This is a genomic window from Duffyella gerundensis (assembly GCF_001517405.1).
GTDB lineage: Bacteria > Pseudomonadota > Gammaproteobacteria > Enterobacterales > Enterobacteriaceae > Duffyella > Duffyella gerundensis.
On record NZ_LN907827.1, the window covers coordinates 3,237,389 to 3,260,507 of the forward strand.

General features: G+C 54.7%; 18 protein-coding genes. 8 read left to right on the forward strand and 10 right to left on the reverse strand.

The window, feature by feature from the left end; all coding sequences use genetic code 11:
- The first annotated feature begins 109 nt into the window (after positions 1–109).
- Together nrdD and nrdG are read left to right on the forward strand one after the other, a co-directional pair.
- Complete coding sequence (nrdD, locus tag EM595_RS14860; RefSeq protein ID WP_067433746.1) at positions 110–2,230, forward strand: anaerobic ribonucleoside-triphosphate reductase; 2,121 nt, start codon at positions 110–112, stop codon at positions 2,228–2,230.
- Positions 2,230–2,694, forward strand: coding sequence for an anaerobic ribonucleoside-triphosphate reductase-activating protein (gene nrdG, locus EM595_RS14865; RefSeq protein ID WP_067433749.1), 465 nt, complete (start codon positions 2,230–2,232; stop codon positions 2,692–2,694). Before nrdD ends, nrdG begins: the two co-directional genes overlap by 1 nt.
- Here nrdG and EM595_RS14870 read toward each other — a convergent pair.
- Positions 2,682–3,320 (reverse strand): Rossmann-fold NAD(P)-binding domain-containing protein, encoded by a 639-nt coding sequence (locus tag EM595_RS14870; RefSeq protein WP_067433753.1) that lies wholly within the window; start codon positions 3,318–3,320, stop codon positions 2,682–2,684. The two genes, nrdG and EM595_RS14870, sit on opposite strands and share 13 nt — an antisense overlap.
- Positions 3,321–3,475: 155 nt before the next feature.
- Here EM595_RS14870 and EM595_RS14875 point away from each other — a divergent pair, with 155 nt between their 5' ends.
- The gene (locus tag EM595_RS14875) at positions 3,476–3,997 is read left to right on the forward strand and encodes a type 1 glutamine amidotransferase domain-containing protein (protein ID WP_067433755.1); all 522 of its coding nucleotides are present in this window, start codon (positions 3,476–3,478) and stop codon (positions 3,995–3,997) included.
- Between the two features lie 34 nt (positions 3,998–4,031).
- Here EM595_RS14875 and EM595_RS14880 read toward each other — a convergent pair whose 3' ends face one another.
- The gene (locus tag EM595_RS14880) at positions 4,032–4,478 is read right to left on the reverse strand and encodes a YhbP family protein (protein WP_067435536.1); all 447 of its coding nucleotides are present in this window, start codon (positions 4,476–4,478) and stop codon (positions 4,032–4,034) included.
- Positions 4,479–4,563: 85 nt separating this feature from the next.
- Here EM595_RS14880 and EM595_RS14885 point away from each other — a divergent pair, with 85 nt between their 5' ends.
- Positions 4,564–4,851, forward strand: a complete 288-nt coding sequence (locus EM595_RS14885) for a GIY-YIG nuclease family protein (RefSeq protein ID WP_067433758.1) — start codon at positions 4,564–4,566, stop codon at positions 4,849–4,851.
- On the opposite strand, the gene EM595_RS14890 is transcribed toward EM595_RS14885, so the two are convergent.
- Positions 4,835–5,341: a GNAT family N-acetyltransferase gene (locus tag EM595_RS14890; RefSeq protein WP_067433762.1), complete on the reverse strand. Its 507-nt coding sequence runs from the start codon at positions 5,339–5,341 to the stop codon at positions 4,835–4,837. The genes EM595_RS14885 and EM595_RS14890 overlap by 17 nt on opposite strands.
- 361 nt (positions 5,342–5,702) lie before the next feature.
- Between EM595_RS14890 and EM595_RS14895 the strand changes: the two genes are divergently transcribed.
- Complete coding sequence (locus EM595_RS14895; protein WP_067433765.1) at positions 5,703–6,419, forward strand: purine nucleoside phosphorylase YfiH/LACC1 family protein; 717 nt, start codon at positions 5,703–5,705, stop codon at positions 6,417–6,419.
- A gap of 4 nt (positions 6,420–6,423) precedes the next feature.
- Here the strand turns inward: EM595_RS14895 and EM595_RS14900 are convergent, their stop codons facing one another.
- The 6 genes from EM595_RS14900 to EM595_RS14925 form a co-directional block, all read right to left on the reverse strand.
- Positions 6,424–7,125 carry a response regulator gene (locus EM595_RS14900; protein ID WP_067433768.1) on the reverse strand — a complete coding sequence of 234 codons (702 nt, stop codon included), beginning with the start codon at positions 7,123–7,125 and terminating at the stop codon, positions 6,424–6,426.
- A gap of 103 nt (positions 7,126–7,228) precedes the next feature.
- Positions 7,229–9,127 carry a TolC family protein gene (locus tag EM595_RS14905; protein WP_071852531.1) on the reverse strand — a complete coding sequence of 633 codons (1,899 nt, stop codon included), beginning with the start codon at positions 9,125–9,127 and terminating at the stop codon, positions 7,229–7,231.
- 5 nt (positions 9,128–9,132) lie between these two features.
- The gene (locus tag EM595_RS14910; RefSeq protein ID WP_067433773.1) at positions 9,133–10,374 is read right to left on the reverse strand and encodes an HlyD family type I secretion periplasmic adaptor subunit; all 1,242 of its coding nucleotides are present in this window, start codon (positions 10,372–10,374) and stop codon (positions 9,133–9,135) included.
- Entirely contained in the window at positions 10,371–12,824 is a 2,454-nt protein-coding gene (locus tag EM595_RS14915) for a type I secretion system permease/ATPase (RefSeq protein ID WP_082691670.1), read from the reverse strand. Before EM595_RS14915 ends, EM595_RS14910 begins: the two co-directional genes overlap by 4 nt.
- Positions 12,825–13,149: 325 nt before the next feature.
- A complete protein-coding gene (locus EM595_RS14920) occupies positions 13,150–14,064 on the reverse strand; it encodes a hypothetical protein (protein WP_157883897.1) in 915 nt (304 codons plus the stop codon).
- Positions 14,065–14,128: 64 nt separating this feature from the next.
- Positions 14,129–14,581, reverse strand: coding sequence for a hypothetical protein (locus EM595_RS14925; protein ID WP_067433779.1), 453 nt, complete (start codon positions 14,579–14,581; stop codon positions 14,129–14,131).
- Positions 14,582–15,318: 737 nt separating this feature from the next.
- Between EM595_RS14925 and EM595_RS14930 the strand changes: the two genes are divergently transcribed.
- From EM595_RS14930 to EM595_RS14940, 3 genes are all read left to right on the forward strand, one after another.
- On the forward strand, positions 15,319–18,915 hold the full coding sequence (locus tag EM595_RS14930) for an ATP-binding protein (protein WP_162265768.1): 3,597 nt from the start codon (positions 15,319–15,321) through the stop codon (positions 18,913–18,915).
- Positions 18,916–19,050: 135 nt separating this feature from the next.
- Positions 19,051–19,674 (forward strand): response regulator transcription factor, encoded by a 624-nt coding sequence (locus EM595_RS14935; RefSeq protein WP_067433785.1) that lies wholly within the window; start codon positions 19,051–19,053, stop codon positions 19,672–19,674.
- A gap of 257 nt (positions 19,675–19,931) precedes the next feature.
- Positions 19,932–21,950: an oxidoreductase gene (locus EM595_RS14940; RefSeq protein ID WP_067433788.1), complete on the forward strand. Its 2,019-nt coding sequence runs from the start codon at positions 19,932–19,934 to the stop codon at positions 21,948–21,950.
- A gap of 3 nt (positions 21,951–21,953) precedes the next feature.
- Here EM595_RS14940 and rlmG read toward each other — a convergent pair whose 3' ends face one another.
- Entirely contained in the window at positions 21,954–23,072 is a 1,119-nt protein-coding gene (gene rlmG, locus EM595_RS14945; RefSeq protein ID WP_067433791.1) for a 23S rRNA (guanine(1835)-N(2))-methyltransferase RlmG, read from the reverse strand.
- Between the last annotated feature and the right edge of the window lie 47 nt (positions 23,073–23,119).

Below are 23,119 nucleotides of genomic sequence, written 5' to 3' on the forward strand. Positions count from 1 at the left end.
TCCTTCTTCTGTGCTACATCAATGAACCGGCATTTAGCGTAAAAACCACTACATCCAGGCATAAAATATTCATTACCCTCTACATATTGATATTTTTTGAGGGAACAACATGATCAGCGTGGTAATTAAACGCGACGGCTGCCGGGTGCCTTTTGATGCGCAGCGCATTGTGCAGGCGGTGAATGCGGCGGCGCAGGCGGCGGCGGTGAATGACAACGACTATGCACAGCAGGTGGCAGCAGAGGTAGCGGCGACGGTTACGCAACAGGCTGAAGTCGATATCCATGAGATTCAACGGGCGGTGGAAAATGCGCTGATGAGCGGCCCTTATCCCCAGCTGGCGCGCTGCTACATCGAATACCGCCACGACCGGGATCGCGCGCGCGAACAGCGCAGTAAGCTGAGCCAGGCGATTCGTGGGCTGGTGGAACAGAGCGATCCGGCGCTGCTCAACGAAAACGCCAACAAAGACAGCAAGGTGATTCCTACCCAGCGTGATCTGCTGGCGGGCATCGTCGCCAAACATTATGCGCAACAGCATTTGCTGCCGCCGTCGATCGTGGCCGCTCATCAGCGCGGCGAAATTCATTATCACGATCTCGACTATTCGCCCTTCTTTCCGATGTTTAACTGCATGCTGATCGATCTGAAAGGCATGCTCACGCAGGGCTTCAGGATGGGCAACGCGGATATCGCGCCGCCAAAATCAATCGCCACCGCCACGGCGGTGACCGCGCAGATTATCGCGCAGGTCGCCAGCCATATTTATGGCGGCACGACGCTGAATCGCATCGATGAAGTGCTGGCGCCCTATGTCGACATCAGCCTGCAAAAACATCGTCTGACCGCAGAACAATGGCAGGTCGCGGACGTCGAAGGCTACGCGCGCGCCTGCACCGAAAAAGAGTGTTATGACGCGTTCCAGTCGCTGGAATATGAGGTCAATACGCTGCATACCGCCAACGGCCAGACGCCGTTTGTCACCTTCGGCTTCGGTCTCGGCACCAGCTGGGCGGCACGGCTGGTTCAGCAGTCAATCCTGAAAAATCGTCTGGCCGGACTGGGCAGTAATCACAAAACGGCGGTATTTCCGAAGCTGGTGTTTGCCCTGCGCGACGGCGTTAATCTGCGTCCGCAGGATGCTAATTACGACATCAAACAGCTGGCGTTGCAGTGTGCCAGCAGGCGCATGTATCCCGATATTCTTAACTACGATCAGGTGGTTAAGGTCACCGGTTCTTTTAAAACGCCAATGGGCTGCCGCAGCTTTCTGGGCGTGTTTGAGCAGGATGGCGAGCTGGTGCACGATGGCCGTAATAATATCGGCGTGGTGAGCCTGAATCTGCCGCGTATTGCCCTTGAGGCCGCGGGCGATGAGGCGCGCTTCTGGCAGGTGCTTGATGTTCGCTTGCAGGTGGCCAAACAGGCGCTGCTGACGCGCATTGCCCGGCTGGAAAACACCAAGGCGCGGGTAGCGCCAATTCTGTATATGTCCGGCGCCTGTGGCGTGAGATTGCAGCCCGACGACGATATTGCGGAGATCTTCAAACATGGCCGCGCCTCGATTTCGCTGGGTTATATCGGCCTGCATGAAACCATCAATGCGCTGAGCGGTGGCAAGCACCACCTTTACGATGATGCGGCGCTGCGCGCTAAAGCGGTGGCGATCGTCAGCCGGTTACGCGAGGCGGTCGATGCGTGGAAAGCGGAAACCGGCTACGGCTTTAGCCTCTACAGCACGCCGAGTGAAAACCTCTGTGACCGCTTCTGTCGGCTGGACGCGGCGGAATTTGGCGTGGTGCCGGGCGTCACGGATAAAGGGTATTACACCAATAGCTTTCATCTCGACGTCGAAAAACGGGTCAATCCCTATGACAAAATCGACTTTGAGGCCGCCTATCCGCCGATCGCCAACGGCGGCTTTATCTGTTACGGCGAATACCCAAATCTACGCCACAACCTCAAGGCACTGGAAGATGTCTGGGATTACAGCTACAGCCGCGTGCCCTATTACGGCACCAATACACCGGTGGACGAGTGTTATCTCTGCGGTTTCAGCGGCGAATTTACCTGCACCAGCAAGGGCTTTACCTGCCCGCAGTGCGGCAATCACGATGCAGCGAAGGTCTCAGTGATCCGGCGCGTGTGCGGCTATCTCGGCAGCCCGGATGCGCGACCTTTTAACGCCGGTAAGCAGGAAGAAGTGCGGCGTCGGGTGAAACATCTCTGATGAATATTCACGCTTATTACGATGTGGATGTGGTCAACGGGCCGGGTACGCGCTGCACGCTGTTTGTTGCCGGTTGCGAGCATCAGTGTCCGGGCTGCTACAACCAGCGCACCTGGCGGCTGGATAGCGGCCAGCCGTGGAATGCGCAGTGGGAGCAGCGCATTATCGATGATCTGCTGGATACGCGCATTTGCCGTCAGGGATTGTCGCTCTCCGGCGGCGATCCGCTGCATCCGGCCAACGTCGCATCGGTGCTGGCGCTGGTGCAGCGGGTGCGCGCCGAGTGCGCAGGCAAAGATATCTGGCTGTGGACCGGCTACCGGCTGAACGAGCTGAATCCGGCTCAGCGCGCGGTTGCCGCCGAGCTGGACGTGCTGATTGACGGCAAATTTATTGCGGCGGAAAAAGATGCCACGTTAATCTGGCGCGGCAGTGGTAATCAGATCATCCACTATCTGCGCTGATCGCGCGGGATCTGCGCCGATTCCACCACCGTAACCGGCTCTGTAGCGGGCGTGAACGCCTGTTGCCACATTGCCCGCGCCACATCTCGCGCGGCGACGGCTCGCCAGTTGCCGGGCAGCAGAGAAAACAGGGGCGCCATCAGCGATTCACCGCGCCGCTGCTCGTCGCGCTCGCCTAACAGCAGCGATGGCCGGATCAGCGTCAGTCGTGGCCAGCCCTGCTGACGCAGGCTGTTTTCCATTTCACCCTTCACCCGGTTATAGAAAAACGGCGATCGGCTGTTGGCCAGATGCGCGCTGACCACCAGCATGTGCGTGGCTCCCAGCCGCCGACCGGTCAGCGCCGTATCGACCACCAGCGTGTAATCCACATGCACAAACGCGGGCTTGCTGCCGGCCCGCTTCAGCGTGGTGCCCAGACAGCAAAACACCTGATCCAGCGGTTGATCCAGCGGCCGCAGCACGTCGGTTAAGTCCGCCTCGACCGGATTGATCACCTTGCGCATCGCCGGTAATGGGCGGCGCGTGGGCGCAATAATTTCGCTGATACGCGGATCGTCAATCAGCAGGCGCAGCAGCTCGCCGCCGACCAGCCCGGTTGCTCCGGTGAGTAACACTCGACTCATCATTTCCCTCTTTTGCCGCGTGATTTGCGTGCGTCATCAACATGTTAACAATCTGTAAACAAGCGTTTTTACAGGTAATTCCTGCCGGTTCCCTTGATTTTTCAGCATGCTCTACCAGAATTGATCCGGTATCCCACATTTTGAAGGAGGAAAAAATGAGCAAGAAAGTAGCGGTCTTGATCACCGATGAATTTGAAGACTCAGAATTTACCTCACCTGCTGAAGCCTATACCAAAGCAGGCCATGAAGTGGTAACGATTGAAATGCAGGCCGGTAAAACCGTGACCGGCAAACAGGGCAAGGCAGAAGTGAAAATCGATAAAGATATCGATCACGTCAGCGTCGATGAGTTTGACGCGCTGCTGTTACCAGGCGGTCATTCACCGGACAGCCTGCGTGGCGACGATCGCTTTGTTGATTTCACCAAAGACTTTATCGCCAGCGGCAAGCCGATCTTTGCGATTTGTCACGGCCCACAGCTGTTGATCAGCGCGGGCGGCGTGCGCGGTCGTAAGATGACGAGCGTGAAGGCGATTGCGGTAGATCTGCGCAATGCCGGTGCCGATTTCTATGATAAAGAGGTGGTGGTCGATAAGGATACGCTGGTCACCAGCCGTACCCCGGACGACCTGCCCGCGTTTAATCGCGAATCACTGCGCATTCTCAGCGCGGTGTAACCGCTTCAGCGCATGCCGGGTTCGCCCGGCATCGCTACTCAATCGCCCTCTCGCTTTCCTCGCGTTGCCAGGCAATTTTACTGCCGAATCCCAACTTGTTATCGGTCATTTTCAGTTCCCGCAGCCGGATCTCCCACAGCGGCGCAGAGGCTTTGCGTGCCACCGGAAAACGCTGGCAATAGGCTTCACGCGCGGCAATTTCCGCCTCGCCGCTGAGCAGCGCGATATCGCCGGTGTACTGAATACCTTTGATCAGCAGCACGCTTTTCGGCTGGCCGTTAATGGTGCCGGCCACGCGCGGCTGTTGCAGCAGCATCGCGCCGTGACGCGTATGCGTTTCGGTCATCAACCACAGCGCCATGGTTGGCTCGTTGAACACATAGAAGCAGTTGGCGCACCAGAGATCGTCGGCGGTGGCGCAGCACAGCGACAACACATGCTGTTTTTTCAGATAGCGTGCAAGATGAGCAAAATCGGACACAATTTTTTCCACTGGTTGTAAGAAGCGCTTTGCCAGCCTGCGCCGCCGCTCGTTAGAATGGCCGCGACTTAACAGGGAAGCGATGATGGACAAAGCCTGGCATCTTTATATTGTGCAAACCGCTCGCGGCGCGCTTTACACCGGCATCACGGTGGATGTGCCGCGACGGGTGCAGCAGCATCAAAACGGCACCGGCGCGCGCGCGCTACGCGGCAAGGGGCCACTGACGCTGGTTTTTCATGGCGAAGCGGGCGATCGCGCCAGCGCCTCGCGGCTGGAATATCGGGTGAAACAACTGACGCGTCCGCAGAAGGTGGCGCTGGTCAACAGCCAGCCAGCCGATCTGCCCGCCTGGCTTATGCAGTTCGGTTAAAAGGTGCAGCGTACTCGACTAAGCCACCCTGTCCGGCAAAGGGATCATCGGCAATTTTGCGTACCTGAAACGTCGCTTCGGTACCGGGCCAGCGGCAGTGCAGCTGATACCGCGCCGCCGGTTCAAAACCATAACGACCAAACCATGCCGGATCGCCGAGTACCACCACCGCGTTGTAGCTAAAGTCACTGAGGGTATCAAGCCCTTCAAACAGCATTTGCTTACCCCAGCCCTGGCGACGAACGCTTTCATCCACCGCCAGCGGCGCAAGGCCAACCCAGTTGAGATCTTCACCACCGAGCGTCACCGGGCTGAAGGCGGCGTAGCCCATCACCTGCCCTTCATCATCCGTCGCCACTACGCCAAGCGTCAGCAGACCATCCTCACGTAACTGCTGCACCAGCTCAGCCTCGGCTGACGTGGCAAAACAGCGACGCAGCAGACTGTCGATTCCGGCAGCGTCAACACCAATTTCGGTACGAATTAACATGAGTTACCTGCGCGAGCCATACCGGCGTTCGCGTCCTCTGTCAAAGCGGTTTTATTACGTCCTGCCAAAACAAGATGCTCGCCATACAGCAGCGCATCCACATCAGTGGCATCCATCCCAGATTTACGATAAAGCCGACGCCGGTAGGGGGTTGAATTACCGGACGACGTTGAAAGAATAGCGTATTCGGGTCAGCTTTTCGCGTTGCAATAAGATCGGCATAGCAGCAGCATGAGCCAGCCGCCATTTTTACAATACGGTGAACGATGTGCCCGACGGGTTGTATATTTTGCCATATTACCTGAGAGTAAATGGCTGCTGGATCAACAAACCGGTGATTTCCCGGCTATCTGGAGGAGTGATGGAGAGTTCGCAGAGTCGTTATTCAACTAAGCTGGCGGCGCTGGGCTGGCTGGAGCACGCTTTTCTGCCTGCCGGAATGCCGCCACCTGATGCCTGCGCGTTCGCTCATCAGCGCCACAGCGCGGTTGCCGTAGATGCTGAGCAGGCCTTTCCGCCTAAATCGGTGGACGCTGATGCGGTGATCGGCCGTGGCGAACGGGCGGTAGCAATCTATACCGCTGACTGTTTACCGGTGCTGATTGCTGATAATCGTCATCATCAGGTAGCGGCGGTTCATGCCGGATTGCAGGGCGCGCTGGCAGGTGTGCTGTTCAGCGCGGTAGAGGATTTACTTAGCCAGGGTTCCCGGCCAGAAGATTTATGGGTGGCGATCGGTCCGGCAATCTCACCCTGCTGCTATGAGCTGGGTGAAGATCGGCTGGCGGCGATTCAGGCCAATCCGCGGCTGCAACAGCCTGTGCGCTGGCATCGCGACCGGCCGCTGAATCCGCTGGCGGTGCGTCCACAGGCGGCGGCGCAGCAACAGGGCATCTGGTTTGACTTGCCGCAACTGGGCAAACAGATGCTGGCGCAACAGGGCATTCCGACGGCGCAGATCGAGCTGCTCAACGTCTGCACCTACTGCATGGCCGAGCCGCAATCGAGTTACCGGTACAACAGCCATCATGGCAGCGGTTACGCCTCGCGCTACGCCTGGATCCGCCGCAAATCCTGACGCCTTATACGCCTGGCATCAGATCGTTGCTGTATTTAAACAGCTCGGAATCGGAGCGCAGGCCAAGCTTTTTCAGCGCAGATTGCTTCTGGCCGCTGACCGTTTTACGGCTGCGTTTAAACTTGATGGCAATCTGCGACACGCTCAGCCCATCCAGATAACAGCGCACTACCTCAACTTCGCGCGGGCTGAGCAGCTTGACCTTTTCATACATCATGCCGCTGGTTTTTACCCCCAGCGTTTCATGAATGGCATCCTCATTGACCACGTAGAGGTTTTCAATTTCGTAGGCCAGGCCCGGCGACAGAAAAATGCGGCCGTTTGCTACCTGACGAATCGCCTGGAAAATATCGGCCATATTATGGCTTTTGCCGATAAATCCGCTGACACCGGCGCTGAGCACCATTTTAACGATCGCCGGGCTTTCCAGCGACGACGAAATTAATATGCGCAGCCGCGGATAATGGCTGCGCAGCTGTTTAACCAGCGCCAGGCCATCCAGCTCTTTTTCACCTAATAAAAAGTCCAGCACTAATACATCGACCGGCTCTTTTTTTAACTCTGCAAAAAGTTCAACGCTTGATCCCCATGCGCCCATTAATTCCATATCGGGTTCGGCTTTAATACAAATATCGAACGCGGTACGAATCATTGGATGATCGTCTAACAACGCAATGCGCAATGGATTATTAAGTACTCGTTTCATCAGTACTTCCTTTTCAGTCCTTGATGTTGATTCATCACGTAAGATAATGACCTGATATATTGCAATTCCTCGCAATAACAGCCTGTATAACTTATTTTCTTTTTTATATCGGGCTACCGGCGAGCCACGGAATTAACTGACCGGCGGAAGCATTGCCACGGAAAATAGCGGCATAACCATCGTAACGATTGCTGACTTCACTGATCCGGTTATTGTGATAATCCGTTTCAGCACCTAATACATCCAGCAGGGTACGGCGGCCCAGGTGATACCACTGGTCGAAAAAGTCGAGTCGGATCCGATCCGATTCCACGGTTAAATTACTGTACAGCTCTGCGCGGTCGAGCATGGCGTGCGCATCCTGATCGGCCTTGCGAATGCGGTTTTCATATTCCAGCCGCATTTCGCGCATCTGCTGCAGGCTGGTTTCAGCACGCTGCACGGCTGCCCGCTCTGATGCACGGTTTGAGCCGCCGCGGAACAGTGGCCAGCTGACGTTCAGACCCGTCTGCCACGCCTGTTGGTTGCCTAACTGATCTTCCTGCGTGCTTTTGGACACCGTCCAGTTGAGCTTCGGCATTGCTGAGGCTTTTACCGCATCGATCTCCTTCTGCGCGGCACGTGCCTCGGCCTGCGCGCGCTGAATCGCCGGGTGATCTTCCAGACGTTGCAGCAGGCGCGCAAGATTGGCGGGCTGTAAATTCCAGCGCGGCGTTTGCGGCAAAGGCACCTGCGTTTCGCCCAGCAGGCGATGCAGGGTTATTTCCGCATCGCGCGCGCGCGATACGGCGCTGTCGAGCAGACTCTGCGCCTGTAACAGTCTGCTGCGCGCCTGCGTCAGCTCGCTGCGTCGGCCCTGGTCCGCCTTTACAATGCCGCTGAGCATGGTGGTCAGCTCGTTCATGCGCGCCACATAGCTTTTGCTCAACTCAATAACCTGACGTTCTTTGGTCAATGTAATCAGTGCGTTACTCACCTGCAATGCCACATCTTCCTGCTGGGCGATGATCGCCTGCTGGCTGGCGGTTAACGTCTCCTGACGGCTGGCAATGGTGCTGGCGGTCTGACCAAAGTCATACAAGTTGGTCGCCATATTGATGCCAAAAGCCGGCATGCTCGACTGTTTGCTGCGCTGCCCATCACCGAACTGCAAAGAAGGCGACTGGGCATTCACATCCAGCTGCGGCCAGCGTTGGCCTTTGGCTTCATCCACGTTGGCTTCCGCCATCGAACTTTGCGCTTTAACCGCCATCAACTGCGGGTTAATGCTCCACGCCTGACGCACCGCGCGCATAAAAATCTGCTGCAGCTGAGCTTCAGATGGCCCCGCCACCGTGCGGCCCGGCGTCGGCAGCGTGGCCGGGAGCGCGGCGTAATCGGTTAACGTTGGCTCACGACGATACGGTGTGACACTTTGCTGGCCTGTGGTGGGTAGCGTTTTCGTGCTCTGCGGTTCCACCTTGCGGAAAACAATCACCTCTTCGTCGTTGTTTTCCTGCTGCAGAAAGCCGCCGCGCGTCGCCGCCGGTGCGCTACGGGTCAGATAACCGGCATTATTGCTGCTGGCTGTCTTGCGGCGAGGCAGCAGATGCGGCGCGGTTGTCTTACCGCTTAGCGCACGTTCGCCGCCTGTGCGCGCCACGGGTGCCGATGCGCGGCCAAACGGCTGAGGCTGCGGTGGCACCGTGGCCTTCACTGCCGGCGGCGGTATGACAGCAGCCGGCTGCGGTACCCTGGCAAATGACGTCGCAGGCTGACGGGCAGGCTGAGTGCGCACTGGCGCAACGACCGGATTAGCCACCGCCCGCGTACGCGGCACGGCCCTCGGTGCGGGTGAAGCGATTGTCGGACGACTATTTTCACTCGCCATCTGACTGAATAAGTAGAGCTCCTCATCGCTGGCATAAAGCGGCGCGCTGTGCCCGCTCATTGCCAGTAGAATAATTAATGCCAGTTTTTTAGGTCGCCTGGTAAAAGAAACAGCAAGTTGAATATTACGCATTATTATTATCGCTCACGAAAGGCTTCTTTAGCTTTCAACACGGGTTTCAATAAATAATCGAGAATCGTTTTCTCACCGGTACGTATTTCTACCGATGCCACCATGCCGGGAATAATAGGTAACTCTTTTCCACCTGCATTAAGCGTGCTGCTATCGGTAAGAATTAATACGCGATAATACGTATCGTCCGGTCTGCCCGCCGCTGATTTTTGATCGTCCTTCAGCGTATCCGGACTAATATGCTCAACCGTGCCGTGCAGGCCACCATATATGGCATAGTCATAGGCGGTTATTTTTACTGTTGCCGGTAAACCCGGGTGCAAAAATGCCACGTCGGAAGGCCGTATTTTCCCTTCAACTAACAGTTGATCTTCCAGTGGAACAATTTCCAGAATATGTTCACCCGGCTGAATAACACCACCAATGGTATTTACCCGCACATTTTTTACCGTGCCGCGTACCGGTGCGGTCATGGTAGTGCGCTCAACGATATCCAGACGTCCGGCCAGGTTTTCTACCGTTTGCGACAGTTCCAGCTCCAGCCGTAACAGCTCTGAGTTAGCCTCGCTCTGATAGCGGTTTTTACGCTCGACAATCTGTGACTGAATGTCGTTGGCCTGACGGCGCATCCTCAGCATTTCCACTTCGGAGAGCAAACCTTTCGCTGCCAGCGGCTCGGCGAGACGAATTTCGCTCATCGAGAGCGCATAGCTGCGTTCCAGGGAACGTACGCTGTCATTTAATGCGCTGAGTCGCGACTTCCATGCTCGCGTCTCCTGCTCAACCAGCGCCGGATCGGCCTGCACTTCCTCATCAAACACCAGCGGCTGACCATAGGATTCGGCGCGCAGACGCGTAATGGTGGCCTTCAGACCCTGCACTTTACTGAACACTTCGCGATAGCTCGACTGCGCGCGGGTCGGATCGATTTTTAAAAGCACATCGCCGCGATTAACCACCGAACCTTCACGCACGTTCATCTCCGCCAGAATGCCGCCTTCGAGGCTCTGAATAATCTGCTCGCGACTCTTGGAGATGATCTTGGCATCGCCTTTGGTAATCTCTTCCACGCGGGCAAATTTAGCCCAGGTTAAGCCACCGACAATCACCGCGATAATCAGCCAGATCACCAGTTTTGAACCCGGCGTTGACTGCGCCATCAGCGACGCCTGAACGTCATTCATAAACTCTGCGTCGCTGGCGGAAAGCGCAGGCTTTTTATTACGTCGAAAAAGAGCCGCGATCATTTTTCCTCCCCGGCGATGGTCGCCTGCGTTGTTGCTGCTGGCGCCCGTTTTGCGATCGCCGCCGCAGCCGTTTGTTGGTCAGGCGACGTTGTCGCGCTGTGGGTTGTAGATGGTTCAGCCTCAGGTTGGGCCGTTTTCTTCAGTCTGGGCGGCGCTTTTGCCGGTATCGGCGCTGAAGGTCCCTGCTGAGCTGCGGCCTCCGGCTGCTGTTGCTCGGGCTGCTGGGGTTGCTGCTGTTGCAGACGGTCGGCTTTCTCTTTGGCCTGCAAAGACGCCATCACCTGCTCTTTGGATCCATCGGCTGCCACTTTGCCCTCATCAATGATGATGACCCGTTCAACCAGCGCCAGCAGCGAAGGACGGTGTGTCACCACGACCAGCGTATGGCCCTCAACGGCGCGGCGCAGATGCTGCAGGAAAAGCGTTTCTGTCTGGCTATCCATCGCGCTGGTCGGTTCATCGAGCAGCAGCACTTTTGGACGGGCCAGCAGCGTACGGGCCAGAGAAACCAGTTGGCGCTGGCCGCCTGACAGCCCTTCCCCCATCTCACCAATCATCATATTGATGCCGCTGGGATGACGGGCGGCGATCTGATCCAGACCGGTTAGTCTCAGCACGCGCAGCAGTTCATTGGCGGTGGCATTCGGCGAGCCAATCATCACGTTTTCACGCAGCGTGCCGTAGAACAGGCGGGCTTCCTGGCCGACGTAGCCCACGCTTTTGCGCCAGTCGGCGGGATCGATCTGGTTAACGTCCAGACCGCTGCTGAACATCTGGCCGTTTACCGGCTGATAAAGCCGTGCCATCACACGCAGCAGCGTAGATTTACCGCTGCCGATGCGTCCGAGGATCGCCACGCGATCGCCGGCAGCGATGTCCAGCGAGATGCCGGTCAGCACCGGTGGGTTAGGCTTCATCGGCGGAGCAGGATAGGAAAAGTTAATATCTTTCAGGCTGAGCTGGCCATCCAGCGGCGGATTTGCCAGGTATTCGCGGGTACTGTCGCGATCAACCGGCATTTCCATCAGCTTGGTTAATGAACTCATCGCCGCTTTCGCCTGCTGATAACGCACGGCAAGGCCAATGACCTGCCCCAGTGGCGCCGTGGCACGGCCAGCCAGCATCACGGTGGCGATCATCGCCCCCATGGTGAAGGTGCCTGCATCAATCAGATACACCCCTACAACAATCAGTATCACGGTCTGAAACTGCTGCAGGAAGGTCACGACGCCGGTTGCCAGCGTCGAATAACGCTTCGATTTCATTGAGTTGGCAGATTGCAGGGCGCTGAAATTTTCCCAGCGGCGCTGCATATAGGACTCGCCGCCCACTGCCTTCAGCGTTTCCATACCTTCGATCGATTCAATCAGCACGCCTTGCTTTAACGAGGCATCACGCAGGTTTTCCTTCATGATCTTCGCCAGCGGCCACTGGATCGCGGCGCTAACCAGAATGATCAGCGGGATCATCAGCAGCGGCACAATAGCCAACGGGCCGCCAATGAAGTAGATGACGAACACGAACATCAGGATAAAGGGCAGATCGGAGAGAGCGGCCAGCGTCGCCGAGGCAACAAAATCGCGCACTGATTCAAACTCGCGCAGCTGGTTAGCAAAGGTGCCTGAAGAGGCAGGCTTGTGCTCCATCTGCACCGACAGCGCCTGGCGGAACAGCATGGCACCTAACACCAGGTCCGCTTTTTTACCGGCCATATCGAGCAGGTGCGCGCGAGTAAAGCGGGTAATGGCTTCGAAAATCATGGCGATGGTTACACCGATAGCCAGTGACCATAGCGTAACAAAGGCCTGGTTCGGCACCACGCGATCGTAGACGTTCATGGTAAAAAAGATGCTCGCCAGCGCCAGCACGTTGATTAGCACCGCCGCAATAGCGGCGCTGCGATAATAGCTGCGGTAACGCCATAACGTACTGAACAGCCAGTGCCCTTTAGTCTCAGGCAGCGTGGCGCTCATGCGCGCATCAACTTTAGCCTGCGGTTTCGCCATAATGGCAAATCCGGCGTAGATTTCGCTGAGCTGGGCGTGATCCATCTCCACCGCATCTGCGCTGATTTCCGGCATGATCAGCTGATAACGAAGCTCGCGTTTATTTTCCTCATTGGTATGGATGCGCCGTGACAGCATAATGCAGCCACCGCCGCCTTTGCGCAGCAGGATGATTGGCATCAATTGTTCAGGCAGTTCGTTACTGCGACGTTCAACCATTCCACCGACAATCCCGGCATTTTCCAGTGCCTTTAGTGCCAGTGAAGGAGAGAGCAGCATTGCGGTAGGCAATCCTGCAATCAGCGAGTCAGGTGAACGGCTTAGTTTATAGTGCTCACATATCCAGACCACGCTTTGCAGCAGCGTGTCGTCTATTTTGGTATCTGCTCGAGCAACACTGCGCGCATCCAGCTCATTGGCCAGAATGGCTTCTTCCGTGTTCATTTACACTTTTCCTCTGGTGAGACAGATTGTTCTAATTAGAATTCGTTACAGGGTGATAGAACTTCTGAGAAAATTCTGACAGGCGAGGATGCAAGACCGAACAAGACTTGTCTCGAAAAGGGGTTTTATTAACGGAAGCCAGCAGGGCAAAATAATTAAGCTGACAAAAAATAAAATTTCAAAAAGAAATAAAAACACGCTGTTACTTTATTGTAAAAAAGGGTCAGCTCAACGTGACTACAGCGGCTTTACGGTTGTTAACTGGCTGTTTTGCAAAAACATGCAGCCGCACCGATTTTCTATGCGGCGGCATAGTGTTTGTACACTAATTTATCTGCAACACTATTTTTCTGTGCGTCACACATCGTTGTTTATGGGTTTTATTAACGGCACAATCTGACAGATGACTATTATTACTGCGTTTATGTTCAATATAAATAATATCCTCAGCAAAAGCGCTGTCTATTAAAGCACGTTTCAGTGAGGCTACCTGCGCACGTTCTGCCGCCGCGCTGTCGTTTAGTGATTTTCCCGCGGAATAATTCAGTAAGGTCAGCCGATGAATCTGCATATTATCGCGTCTGATGGCGATCAGCATTTCGCGTAATGCTTCTCGCCCTGCGAGGGTAACTTCACGCTGCCAGATGCTATCGTGATAAAAAAGATCGTGCATATCCAGCGTTACATAACGGGTTTTTAACGCCTCTTCATCCTGATAAACACAAGGCACGACGGCAGAGGCACGAGAAAGCAAATGTCGCTGCTGACGTTTATTGCCGCTCTCCTGCTCGCCTTTGCCTTGTCTTACGACAACAGGCATATCGCTGTCTGGTGTGGCCTGCAGAAAATACCGTTTTCCTCCGCGGAAATCCGCCTCGAACAGCAAATGCCGTTTGCCTTCATAAACAGCATTCTTATGAAAATAGTCGCTCAGGGTATGTTTACCGGGCCGCAGGCAAAATTGCGTAAAGCCGCCGGGCAGCAAGCGAGTATGAAATTCACCGTCAATATAGATATAAGCGCCCTGCGCGTTACTGTCGTTATCCGCACGATAATAAATAATCTGAGTAAGCTGGGGGACCACGGGCGGATGTTGCTGATAGCGATCGGCGTTATTTATTTCAGCTGAGGAGACGCCATGGCTAAAAGAGAGCACCGGAATAAATACACACCCTAAAATTGTTTGCTTTATTGTTAACATAGCCTGCTGCCCTCTCCATTTGATTGCGTGTAAGTACACATCCGGGTGATGCTGAAGGCTGGCGATGTCGGAATGGCGTCAGGTTGTGCCGTGCGGAGAATCATTAATCTGCCGCACTGCACTCTTCCACTGAGGATGCCCTCGACAACATGCGTCGCTGTTGATGGAGATAAGGCAGCTCCTGTTCTGCAGCCGGGCGATTCAGCACTTCAGGTTCGCCGCTGTAGCCATCCAACATGCGCAGAAACTGTGTCTCTCCTCGGCCCAGCCAGATTTTAAAATCGGTCAGAGGCATGCCGTGGTAATAACTGGCATTCTTCACCAGCGCCGCCAGGCGATGCTCGCCAGGCGCCAGACAAAAAGCCGTAAAACTGCCAGGCAATAATGAGGTGTGAAACTCACCATTAATATAAATATGTGCTGCGCCCTCTTCATCGTCGAAACTGCGGAAAAATATGACGCGCGACTGTGATAAGGGCAATGCAGATAGTGACTGGTAATATTCAGGTAATACATCTGTTTGCTGAGTGTTCGCCTGCGCAGAGGCGACCGCCATTAAATATAAGGCAGAAAAAATAGCTATTCGCATTAGTTAAAGTCTTTTCAGGAGGGGAAGCCCCTCTTTCATCAGGCATAATGGTTAAGCATCCACTATCAGAGCAAAAAATGATATCCACTCTGGTTTATGCGTTGTTCGCCCTGCATTGACGCCATCTTGAGGTTCAATCGCCGTTACTCTTTGCTTAATCACTATTATCATAATGCCATACAGAGAAGTTGATATAGCGCAATAAATGGCGTACCGCCTTTACCTCCTTTTTCTTGTACTTTGAAAAACAGGATAAAAACGTGCAGTCTGATGAGGAAAATTTATCGTACGGCGACCTGCCGCTACAACATCATAAAAAAGCGATGTGTCGACCTTTCGATCATGGAACACGCTGTCACGCAGGAAAAATAGAGGTTATGACTCAAAGCACATACAAGATTTGTCTCAATAATGCCTATATGCGAAAAAAATCGTGCCTGCCAGCGCGGGCAGCACTCCGCTTTTATTAGACCAAACCGTAACGAAAAATCGTAATTGCGAGACGTTACGAGAAATAAAGACAAGCGAGGAATCTTGTTTTTAAATAACGAGACTTGTCCCAAATTTTTAGGCACCGATAAAAAATCATAGTGGAGAAATAGCGCCAGTAATATGATACTGGCGGCCAACAGGAAAAAATAACAATTCAGGCAATTTCCCACTTAGTCTGCCAAAAGCCTCATTCAATCACAGGGATGTTTAGCGTGCGCTACTTATTAACAATGCTAATTTTAACGTTTAGCGTTTCACTGAATGCTGCAATCAAGGAGCTTAATTTACTGGTTCGCACCGATATTGTTGTGCCTGACGTGGTAATGAACGGCGATCGTCACATTTTCCCTGAAGGTGATGTATTGCGTGTAGGTATTTGGGGTGCCGCACAACCTCCGCTCTATATTGATAATGATCACCACGCGTTTGAAGGGCTTACCGCGGATTATCTCGGCGCGGTGCAGCGCATGTTAAAACTGCGTATGCAGTTAATTTATTTTCCTACGGAAGAGGCGATGGCAGCGGCCCTTGCTGCAGGTACGTTGCATATGGTGGCTATCTATAATCCTGAGACGTTAATGCTCACGCCGCCGCTTATTCGCACAACGCCCTATCTGCTGGACAGCTCGGTCATTCTGCAGAATACAAAAAACAATAATGATAAAAGCCTGACACGAAAAATTATTGCCTGGGCGGGCCCGCAACGTATTGGCCTCAAGCTGCAGCAGGATTATCCTGAGGCTATTTTACAGCACCATCAAACCTATGCCAAAGCGCTGGCGGCCACGGCGTTTCGACAGGCTGATGCCACATGGGGAAACGCCTCAACGCAGGAATATCTGCTGCGGTACGGTTACAGCAACGAACTGACAATGTCACCCAGTCGCGCCCTTTCCAACCTCAATATCTCTTTTGGCGTCAGTCCTCGCTATCCGGAATTAGCCGAAGCGCTCAATATGGCGCTGCGCATGATTCCTCTCGCAGGGCGTTTGCGCATTGCCAATCGCTGGCAATTACAAAGCCACTACGTCATGAAAAACAATCCATTAGCGCTGACACCGCAGGAGGACAACTGGCTGCGTCTTCACCCCTTTATTCCGATTGATATCGCGGCTAACGGCGCACCGCTATTTTTCCGCGACGAAAGCGGCACGTGGCAAGGCATCGCCAAAGAGATCGTTGATTTAATCTCGGGCCGTGCAGGCGTGCTGTTTGAACCGGTGACGCCAGGCCAGCATGCGTCTGTCGACAGTACAAAAGTCCATTTTTCACCTGCCGTGCTGCTTGATGAACAGCAGCGAGCACAACGCCTGTTTTCACGGCCTTATCTTATTTCACCCTGGGTCTTGGTGCAGGCCGTCGATACCGCCAATATCCTTGAAATGGCCGGTAAAAAAAATCGCCGGGTATTCTCGCTGAATGAGAGCCGTCTCAATGCTTATATGGCTGAAACCTGGCCTGATATAACGCTGCAAACTCAGCTTTCACCCCAGGAGGCGCTGCTTCAGTTACTGAGTGGAAAAGCAGATGGCGTAATTATCCCCAAAGTGCATGCCGACTTTCTGCTGCGCAACTATTACCGGGATCGATTACGCATTATTCAAGTGGTTGGTGAACAGCCCGCCAAAATAGGCATGGCGGTGGATAAAGCCAATGCGCCGCTGATTGAGATCATCAATAAGGCGCTGCTTGATATTCCACCGGAAACGCTGGAGCCGTTAATTTCACGCTGGCATAACCTGCCGCAGGTCAACCGCACCATTTCCTGGCATGACTATAAAGATGTGGTGCTGAAGATTGTGGCGCTGGCCAGCATCATCATTCTTATCTGCTTAATCTGGAATCGCCATTTGCAGCGGGTTATTCGCCAGCGCACCGAGGCGCAGCATGCCCTGAAGGACCAGCTCACCTTCACCAACACGCTGTTTAACGAATCGCCGGTGGTGATGTACGTCAGGGATCGGCAGGCCAGGCTGATGCACTGCAACACCGCCTATCTCGATTTTCTTGAGGTCAGCCTGGAGGAAGTTGTTGGCAAAGGCACCGATGTGTATCGCCATCTGCTGGACGACGCGTGCCTGCAACTGCTGGAGGCGGAGCACTACACCACGCTGCGTCAGGGCACCGCCTCAATGCGCGATGTGAAGATGCAGTTTCGTGGCAAAACGGTGCATGTTTTCCACTGGGCGCTGCCATTTCGCGATCGACTGGGGGCCGTGGTAGGCGTTATTGGTGGCTGGCTTGATGTCACCGAGCGCCATGAATTGCTGCTGGCATTAAGCACCGCCAAAGAGGATGCCGATGCCGCCAACCGTTCCAAGAGCCAGTTTCTGGCCAGCATGAGCCATGAGATCCGTACGCCACTGCACGCCATTATTGGCCTGCTGGAGATGGAAACTCGCCAGAAACCGGCGCGTGAGATCAGCAACAACGTGCTGGTTGCCTATGAATCAGCCAACGCGCTGCTGTCGCTAATTGGCGATATTCTTGACCTGTCGCGCATTGAGTCAGGCATCCATCAGCCCAAACCCGAACCCTGTCTGCTGCCGCAGCGTATCGAACAGGTGATCAATCTGTTTCGCAACAAGGCGGAGAGCAAAAATATCGCCCTGCGCCATGAGATTGATATCACTCATCCCTGCGTGCTGCTTGACGCCATGATGTTCAACCAAATTTTTTCTAATCTGCTCAGCAATGCGATCAAGTTCACCGATCGCGGTTACGTCAGCGTAACGCTTTATCAGGGCAGCATAGATATGAACGAGCAGCGCGGCGAGTTTGTGCTGGAGATCGAAGACAGCGGCTGTGGCCTTGATGAAGATCAGCAGCAGGCTATTTTTGAGCCTTTTGTGCAAACCGGCGATCGTCAGCGTCAGCAGCTTGGTACCGGGTTGGGTTTAAGTATCTGTCGCAAGCTGGCAGAACTGATGGGCGGCGAAATAGACGTGGAGAGCCAGCCAGGCGAGGGCGCGGTGTTTCGCTTTCATTTTTATGCGCCGCTGGTCGATGAACAGCAGGTGCAGCAACAGCAGGCTGAAAACGTTCCCGCTCAGGGGCAACTGCGCATTATGGTCATTGACGATCACGCCCCGAACCGCCTGCTGTTGGGCCAGCAGCTGGAATATGCCGGTCATCAGGCGATGTTGATCGAGAGTGCGATACAGGCACTGGTTATCTGGCAGCAGGATCCAGACGCCTTTGATCTCATTATCAGCGACTGCAATATGCCCGACATGGATGGCTTTACGTTTGCACGCCAGCTGCGTGCGCTGGAGCAACAGATACAGCGTCCGCGGATGTTGATTTTTGGGCTTACCGCTTCCGCTGAGCGCTCCATCATTCAGCGCTGTCTGGATGCGGGCATGGATGATTGTCTGTTTAAGCCGCTTAGCGTGGATACGCTGATGCGTCATCTCAGCAATACCACGCACCATCTTTCTCCGCCTGCGCCTGCAACAGAGCAACAGCGCCAGCCAGGCGCGCTGCCTGCACCTTGCCCGTTGTTGCAGGAGCTGGCCGAGCGCGATATGGCAGGCTGTCTCGCCTTTATTGACAGCATTATTGTCAGCAACGATGAGATTTTGGCGGAAATCAATGCAGCACACGACAGCGCACAGCTGTCGCAGCTGGGTCACAAAATGAAAGGAGGTGCGCGTTTAATCAATGCCACCGACGTTGAACGGCTGGCTAAACAGCTGGAAGATAAACCACCAGCAGAAGCCGTAATGGCGATTAAATCCGGTTTGGCACACGCAATTGCGGAGCTTGAAAAGATGCTGTTAGCATTCAAAAATAGCCTGAATCACTAATATCATCGCCTGAATTATATTTTACGGTCCAATCAAGACGGTTCCTGGATAACTTTACGCACTGGATTATCATAATGAACATCTTATTAATTAATGATATTAGCTGCCGCTTTATTAATATTTAAAGGTCACGTTATGCATAATGCAAAAATTATCATTGTCGACGAACATAAGATTGTTTCATCCGGAATTCAATCACTGCTATTAATGAACGGCTTTTGTCATATCTCAGTTGCAAATACGATCAGGGATGCCATTGATGCTATATTGGCACGGCACTATGACATCATGATATTTGATCCTGAATTTGCTGAAAACAGCGGCATCGGCTTCTTGCGCGATCTGGTGAGAAGCAAGGCCAGCCTGAAGACGATCATCATCAGCGAAAGCAAAAACAACCATCTCATCATGCAGTCAATCAGCATTGGCACGAATGGATATGTCTCAAAAAAAGAGAATGTCAGCACACTCATTTCAGCCATAGGCTGTGTCTATAACAGCGTCGATTATTTACCCGGCGAGCTGGTGCGCCGTTCGCACGATTATTGCGATGAACAGCGCAGGCTGGCGCTGCTGACTGAGCGTGAAATGCTGATCCTGAAAAAACTGGCGAAAGGAAAGTCAAATAAGTTGATTGCCGACGAGCTGGGACTGAATAATAAAACCGTCAGCACCTATAAAACCAAAATATTTCAGAAGCTCGACGTTAATAATATTGTTGATGTTGTCGAAATGGCAAAACGTAACGCCGTTGCCTAAAACGTTACGCGTTTCCATACGCCTTACATTGCGTTCTCGTTATGTAAAATGTAGAGCCATACACTGGCCACTATTGCGTTGCCGTTGCAAAGTTTACAGGTCACTTTCCGTTACTGCGCGAGGTACCCCCCACCTCGTGTGCCGCCTGTAAACTTTGCTTTTTTTATGATGCCCTTCACAGCCTGTCGGCAAACATTTTCACTTCACGATGACACTCGCTACAGTCAACTCATCCGACCACTATCGAAGATACTGCGATGACGCCGCTGCCAACACCTTCACTCTTTGCCCCGCTGGATTTGGGTTTTACTCGTTTAAAAAATCGCGTGCTGATGGGATCGATGCACACCGGCCTGGAAGAACATCCTGGCGGCACCGAGCGGCTGGCCGCCTTCTATGCTGAACGCGCCCGAGCTGACGTAGCGTTGATTGTTACCGGCGGTATCGCTCCCAATGCGCAAGGCGTGGTTGCCAGGGGCGGCGCGGTACTGGATCGACCAGAACAGTGTCCGCAACATCGGATAGTGACCGATGCAGTGCATGAGGCTGGCGGCAAAATTGCGCTGCAAATCCTTCATGCCGGCCGATACAGCTATCAACGCGATCTGGTCGCGCCCTCAGCGCTTCAGGCGCCGATTAACCCTTTTATGCCGCAGGCGATGGATGAGCAGCAGATCCTGCGCACCATCGCTGATTTTGCACGCTGTGCGCAACTGGCGCAGGCCGCAGGCTATGACGGCGTTGAGATCATGGGATCAGAAGGCTATCTGATTAACCAGTTCCTCGCCTCACGCACCAATCAGCGGCAGGACAACTGGGGTGGCAGCAGCGAAAATCGTCAGCGTTTTGCCATCGCCATCGTTAAGGCGGTACGGGCGGCGGTGGGCCGCGATTTTATTATTATTTACCGCCTGTCGATGCTTGATCTGGTGGAAGGCGGCAATACCTTTGATGAAACCATTATGCTGGCAAAAGCGATTGAACAGGCGGGGGCCACGCTGATCAATAGCGGTATCGGCTGGCATGAAGCGCGCATTCCTACCATTGCCACCGCCGTTCCGCGTGGCGCATTTGGCTGGGTAACGCAACAATTACGCCAACATGTCTCGCTGCCGCTGATCACCACCAACCGCATTAATCATCCCGCCACCGCGCAGCAATTACTGGATGAAGGCTGTGCCGATATGATCTCCATGGCGCGACCATTCCTGGCGGACGCTGAATGGGTGCGCAAAGCGGCCACGCAGCGGGAAGATGAAATTAACAGCTGCATCGGCTGCAATCAGGCGTGCCTCGATCAGATCTTTGCCGGGCAGATTACCTCCTGCCTGGTCAATCCACGCGCCTGCCATGAAACGCTGATGCCCATTGCGGCGGCACCGCATATCAAGCGGCTCGCGGTGGTGGGTGCCGGGCCGGCAGGCATGGCATTTGCCCTCAATGCCGCACAGCGCGGGCATCGGGTAACCTTATTCGACGCGGCAATAGCCATCGGCGGGCAATTCGCTATCGCCCAACAGATTCCGGGTAAAAGCGAGTTTGCTGAAACGCTGCGCTATTTTGATCGTCAGTTAAAACTGGCGGGCGTGACGCGGCAGCTGGGACGCAGGGTCGATGCGGCGGCGCTCACGGCGTTTGATGAGGTGATTCTGGCCACCGGCATTACGCCGCGCCAGCCTGAAATTGACGGTATCGATCACCCTTCGGTGCTGAGTTATTTGCAGGTATTGCGTGATAAGCATCCGGTGGGTCGCCGCGTCGCCATTATTGGTGCCGGTGGCATCGGTTTCGACAGCGCCATGTACTTAAGCCAGCCGCCCGCGCCTGGTGACGCTATCGGGGCTTTTTGTCAGGAATGGGGTATCGATCGCACCCTGCAGCAGCCAGGCGGCGTGGTGGTGCCACAGCCGGAGAAGAGCCCGCGTGACATCTGGCTGCTTCAGCGCAAACCGGGTAAGCCCGGCGCCAGCCTCGGCAAGACCACCGGCTGGATCCATCGCAGCAGTCTGTTAGCGCGCGGGGTCAACATGTGGGGGAACGTGCAGTATCAGCGGATTGACGACAACGGCCTGCACATCTTACGTGATGGCGAGCCGCTGACGCTGGCGGTGGATAATGTGATTATCTGCGCCGGTCAGGAGCCAAATCGTCAGCTTGCCGCTGCGCTGACCGCACTCGGCAAACCGCTGCATCTGATTGGCGGCGCCGACGTGGCGCTGGAGCTGGATGCCCGACGTGCTATCGCCCAGGCAACCAAACTGGCGCTGGTTATCTGAGGATCAGCGCAGTTTTACCGCACGCAGTACCACAAACTTGGCGCTGGAGGCCACCAGCGTGCAGTTGCCGAAAATCTTTTTCAGCTTGCGATGGTAATCAAGATGGCGATTGCCCACGATGCGCAGCTCGCCGCCATACTGCAGGCAGCGGCGGGCATCATGGAACATCTGCCAGGCGATCTCATCGGTTAACGCATGCTGCTGATGGAATGGCGGATTACACAGCACCGCGTGCAGCCGGTCAGCAGGGAAGCCGCTTAAGCCATTGTTAACGCTGAAGTGGGAGCGCGCCAGATCCTGCGGGCGATTTACCTCAACGTTCAGCTGGCTTGATGCCACTGCCATCCAGGATTCATCGACAAAATGCACATCCGCCAGCGGATTCTTCTCCAGCGCCATCAGGCCAATGATGCCGTTACCGCAGCCAAGGTCAGCAATTTCACCGTCAATGTGATCAGGCAGATGCTGCATAAACAGCCGTGCGCCGATATCGAGTCCGTTGCGGGAAAAGACATTCGCGTGATTGTGGATCTGATAATCGGTACCTTCCAGCGGCCAAACGCGGGTCGGCACCGGCTTGCCGACCGCAGGCGCGGTGAAGCGGCAGAACACCAGACGGGCTTTTTTCCACGCCAGTGAGGTTTTGGTTTCGCCCAACATACGCTCGAACAGCTGCAGCGTAGAGGTGTGAATCTCTTTGGCGCGGGCAGCAGCGATGATCAGCGTATCGGCAGAGACCACTTCACGCAGCGCGCGCAGTTGGTGCTCCAGCAGCGCCACGGTTTTCGGGATTTTAATCAGCACGCAGGCCGGATTGGCTGGCAGCGGCGACATGCTGTCGAGAAAAGTGACCGCGCTGTCATCGAGACCGTTCAGACGCAGGTTTTGCCTGGTCGCCTGCTGGCTGAGCCATGAGTCGCTTACGCTGACCACTTCACGCGGATTCAACGCCGCGGCCAGCGTGCCGAAGGTGTCATTGAATACGATCACCGGCCCTTCCGGCAACGCCTGCTGGAGCAGGTATTCATCAGCGGCATCCCAGGCTTGCAGCGGGTTCTCTTCGTTTACTTGTGGAAAGCGATGCAGCGTCAGCGTGCGGTCGCCCAGTTCTAATTGGCTCATTGATTCTCCGGCGTGGTACTCTTTGCGCGTTTTTCGCCCTGAAAGCG

Bases quoted from the DNA above. Each gene is read 5' to 3' on its own strand.
- EM595_RS14940 (WP_067433788.1), top strand. From the start codon at position 19,932: ATGACGCCGCTGCCAACACCTTCACTCTTTGCCCCGCTGGATTTGGGT.
- EM595_RS14885 (WP_067433758.1), top strand. From the start codon at position 4,564: ATGGACAAAGCCTGGCATCTTTATATTGTGCAAACCGCTCGCGGCGCG.
- EM595_RS14925 (WP_067433779.1), bottom strand. From the start codon at position 14,581: ATGGCGGTCGCCTCTGCGCAGGCGAACACTCAGCAAACAGATGTATTA.
- EM595_RS14915 (WP_082691670.1), bottom strand. From the start codon at position 12,824: ATGAACACGGAAGAAGCCATTCTGGCCAATGAGCTGGATGCGCGCAGT.
- EM595_RS14895 (WP_067433765.1), top strand. From the start codon at position 5,703: ATGGAGAGTTCGCAGAGTCGTTATTCAACTAAGCTGGCGGCGCTGGGC.
- EM595_RS14890 (WP_067433762.1), bottom strand. From the start codon at position 5,341: ATGTTAATTCGTACCGAAATTGGTGTTGACGCTGCCGGAATCGACAGT.
- EM595_RS14905 (WP_071852531.1), bottom strand. From the start codon at position 9,127: ATGCGTAATATTCAACTTGCTGTTTCTTTTACCAGGCGACCTAAAAAA.
- nrdD (WP_067433746.1), top strand. From the start codon at position 110: ATGATCAGCGTGGTAATTAAACGCGACGGCTGCCGGGTGCCTTTTGAT.
- EM595_RS14875 (WP_067433755.1), top strand. From the start codon at position 3,476: ATGAGCAAGAAAGTAGCGGTCTTGATCACCGATGAATTTGAAGACTCA.
- nrdG (WP_067433749.1), top strand. From the start codon at position 2,230: ATGAATATTCACGCTTATTACGATGTGGATGTGGTCAACGGGCCGGGT.
- rlmG (WP_067433791.1), bottom strand. From the start codon at position 23,072: ATGAGCCAATTAGAACTGGGCGACCGCACGCTGACGCTGCATCGCTTT.
- EM595_RS14935 (WP_067433785.1), top strand. From the start codon at position 19,051: ATGCATAATGCAAAAATTATCATTGTCGACGAACATAAGATTGTTTCA.
- EM595_RS14870 (WP_067433753.1), bottom strand. From the start codon at position 3,320: ATGAGTCGAGTGTTACTCACCGGAGCAACCGGGCTGGTCGGCGGCGAG.
- EM595_RS14910 (WP_067433773.1), bottom strand. From the start codon at position 10,374: ATGATCGCGGCTCTTTTTCGACGTAATAAAAAGCCTGCGCTTTCCGCC.
- EM595_RS14900 (WP_067433768.1), bottom strand. From the start codon at position 7,125: ATGAAACGAGTACTTAATAATCCATTGCGCATTGCGTTGTTAGACGAT.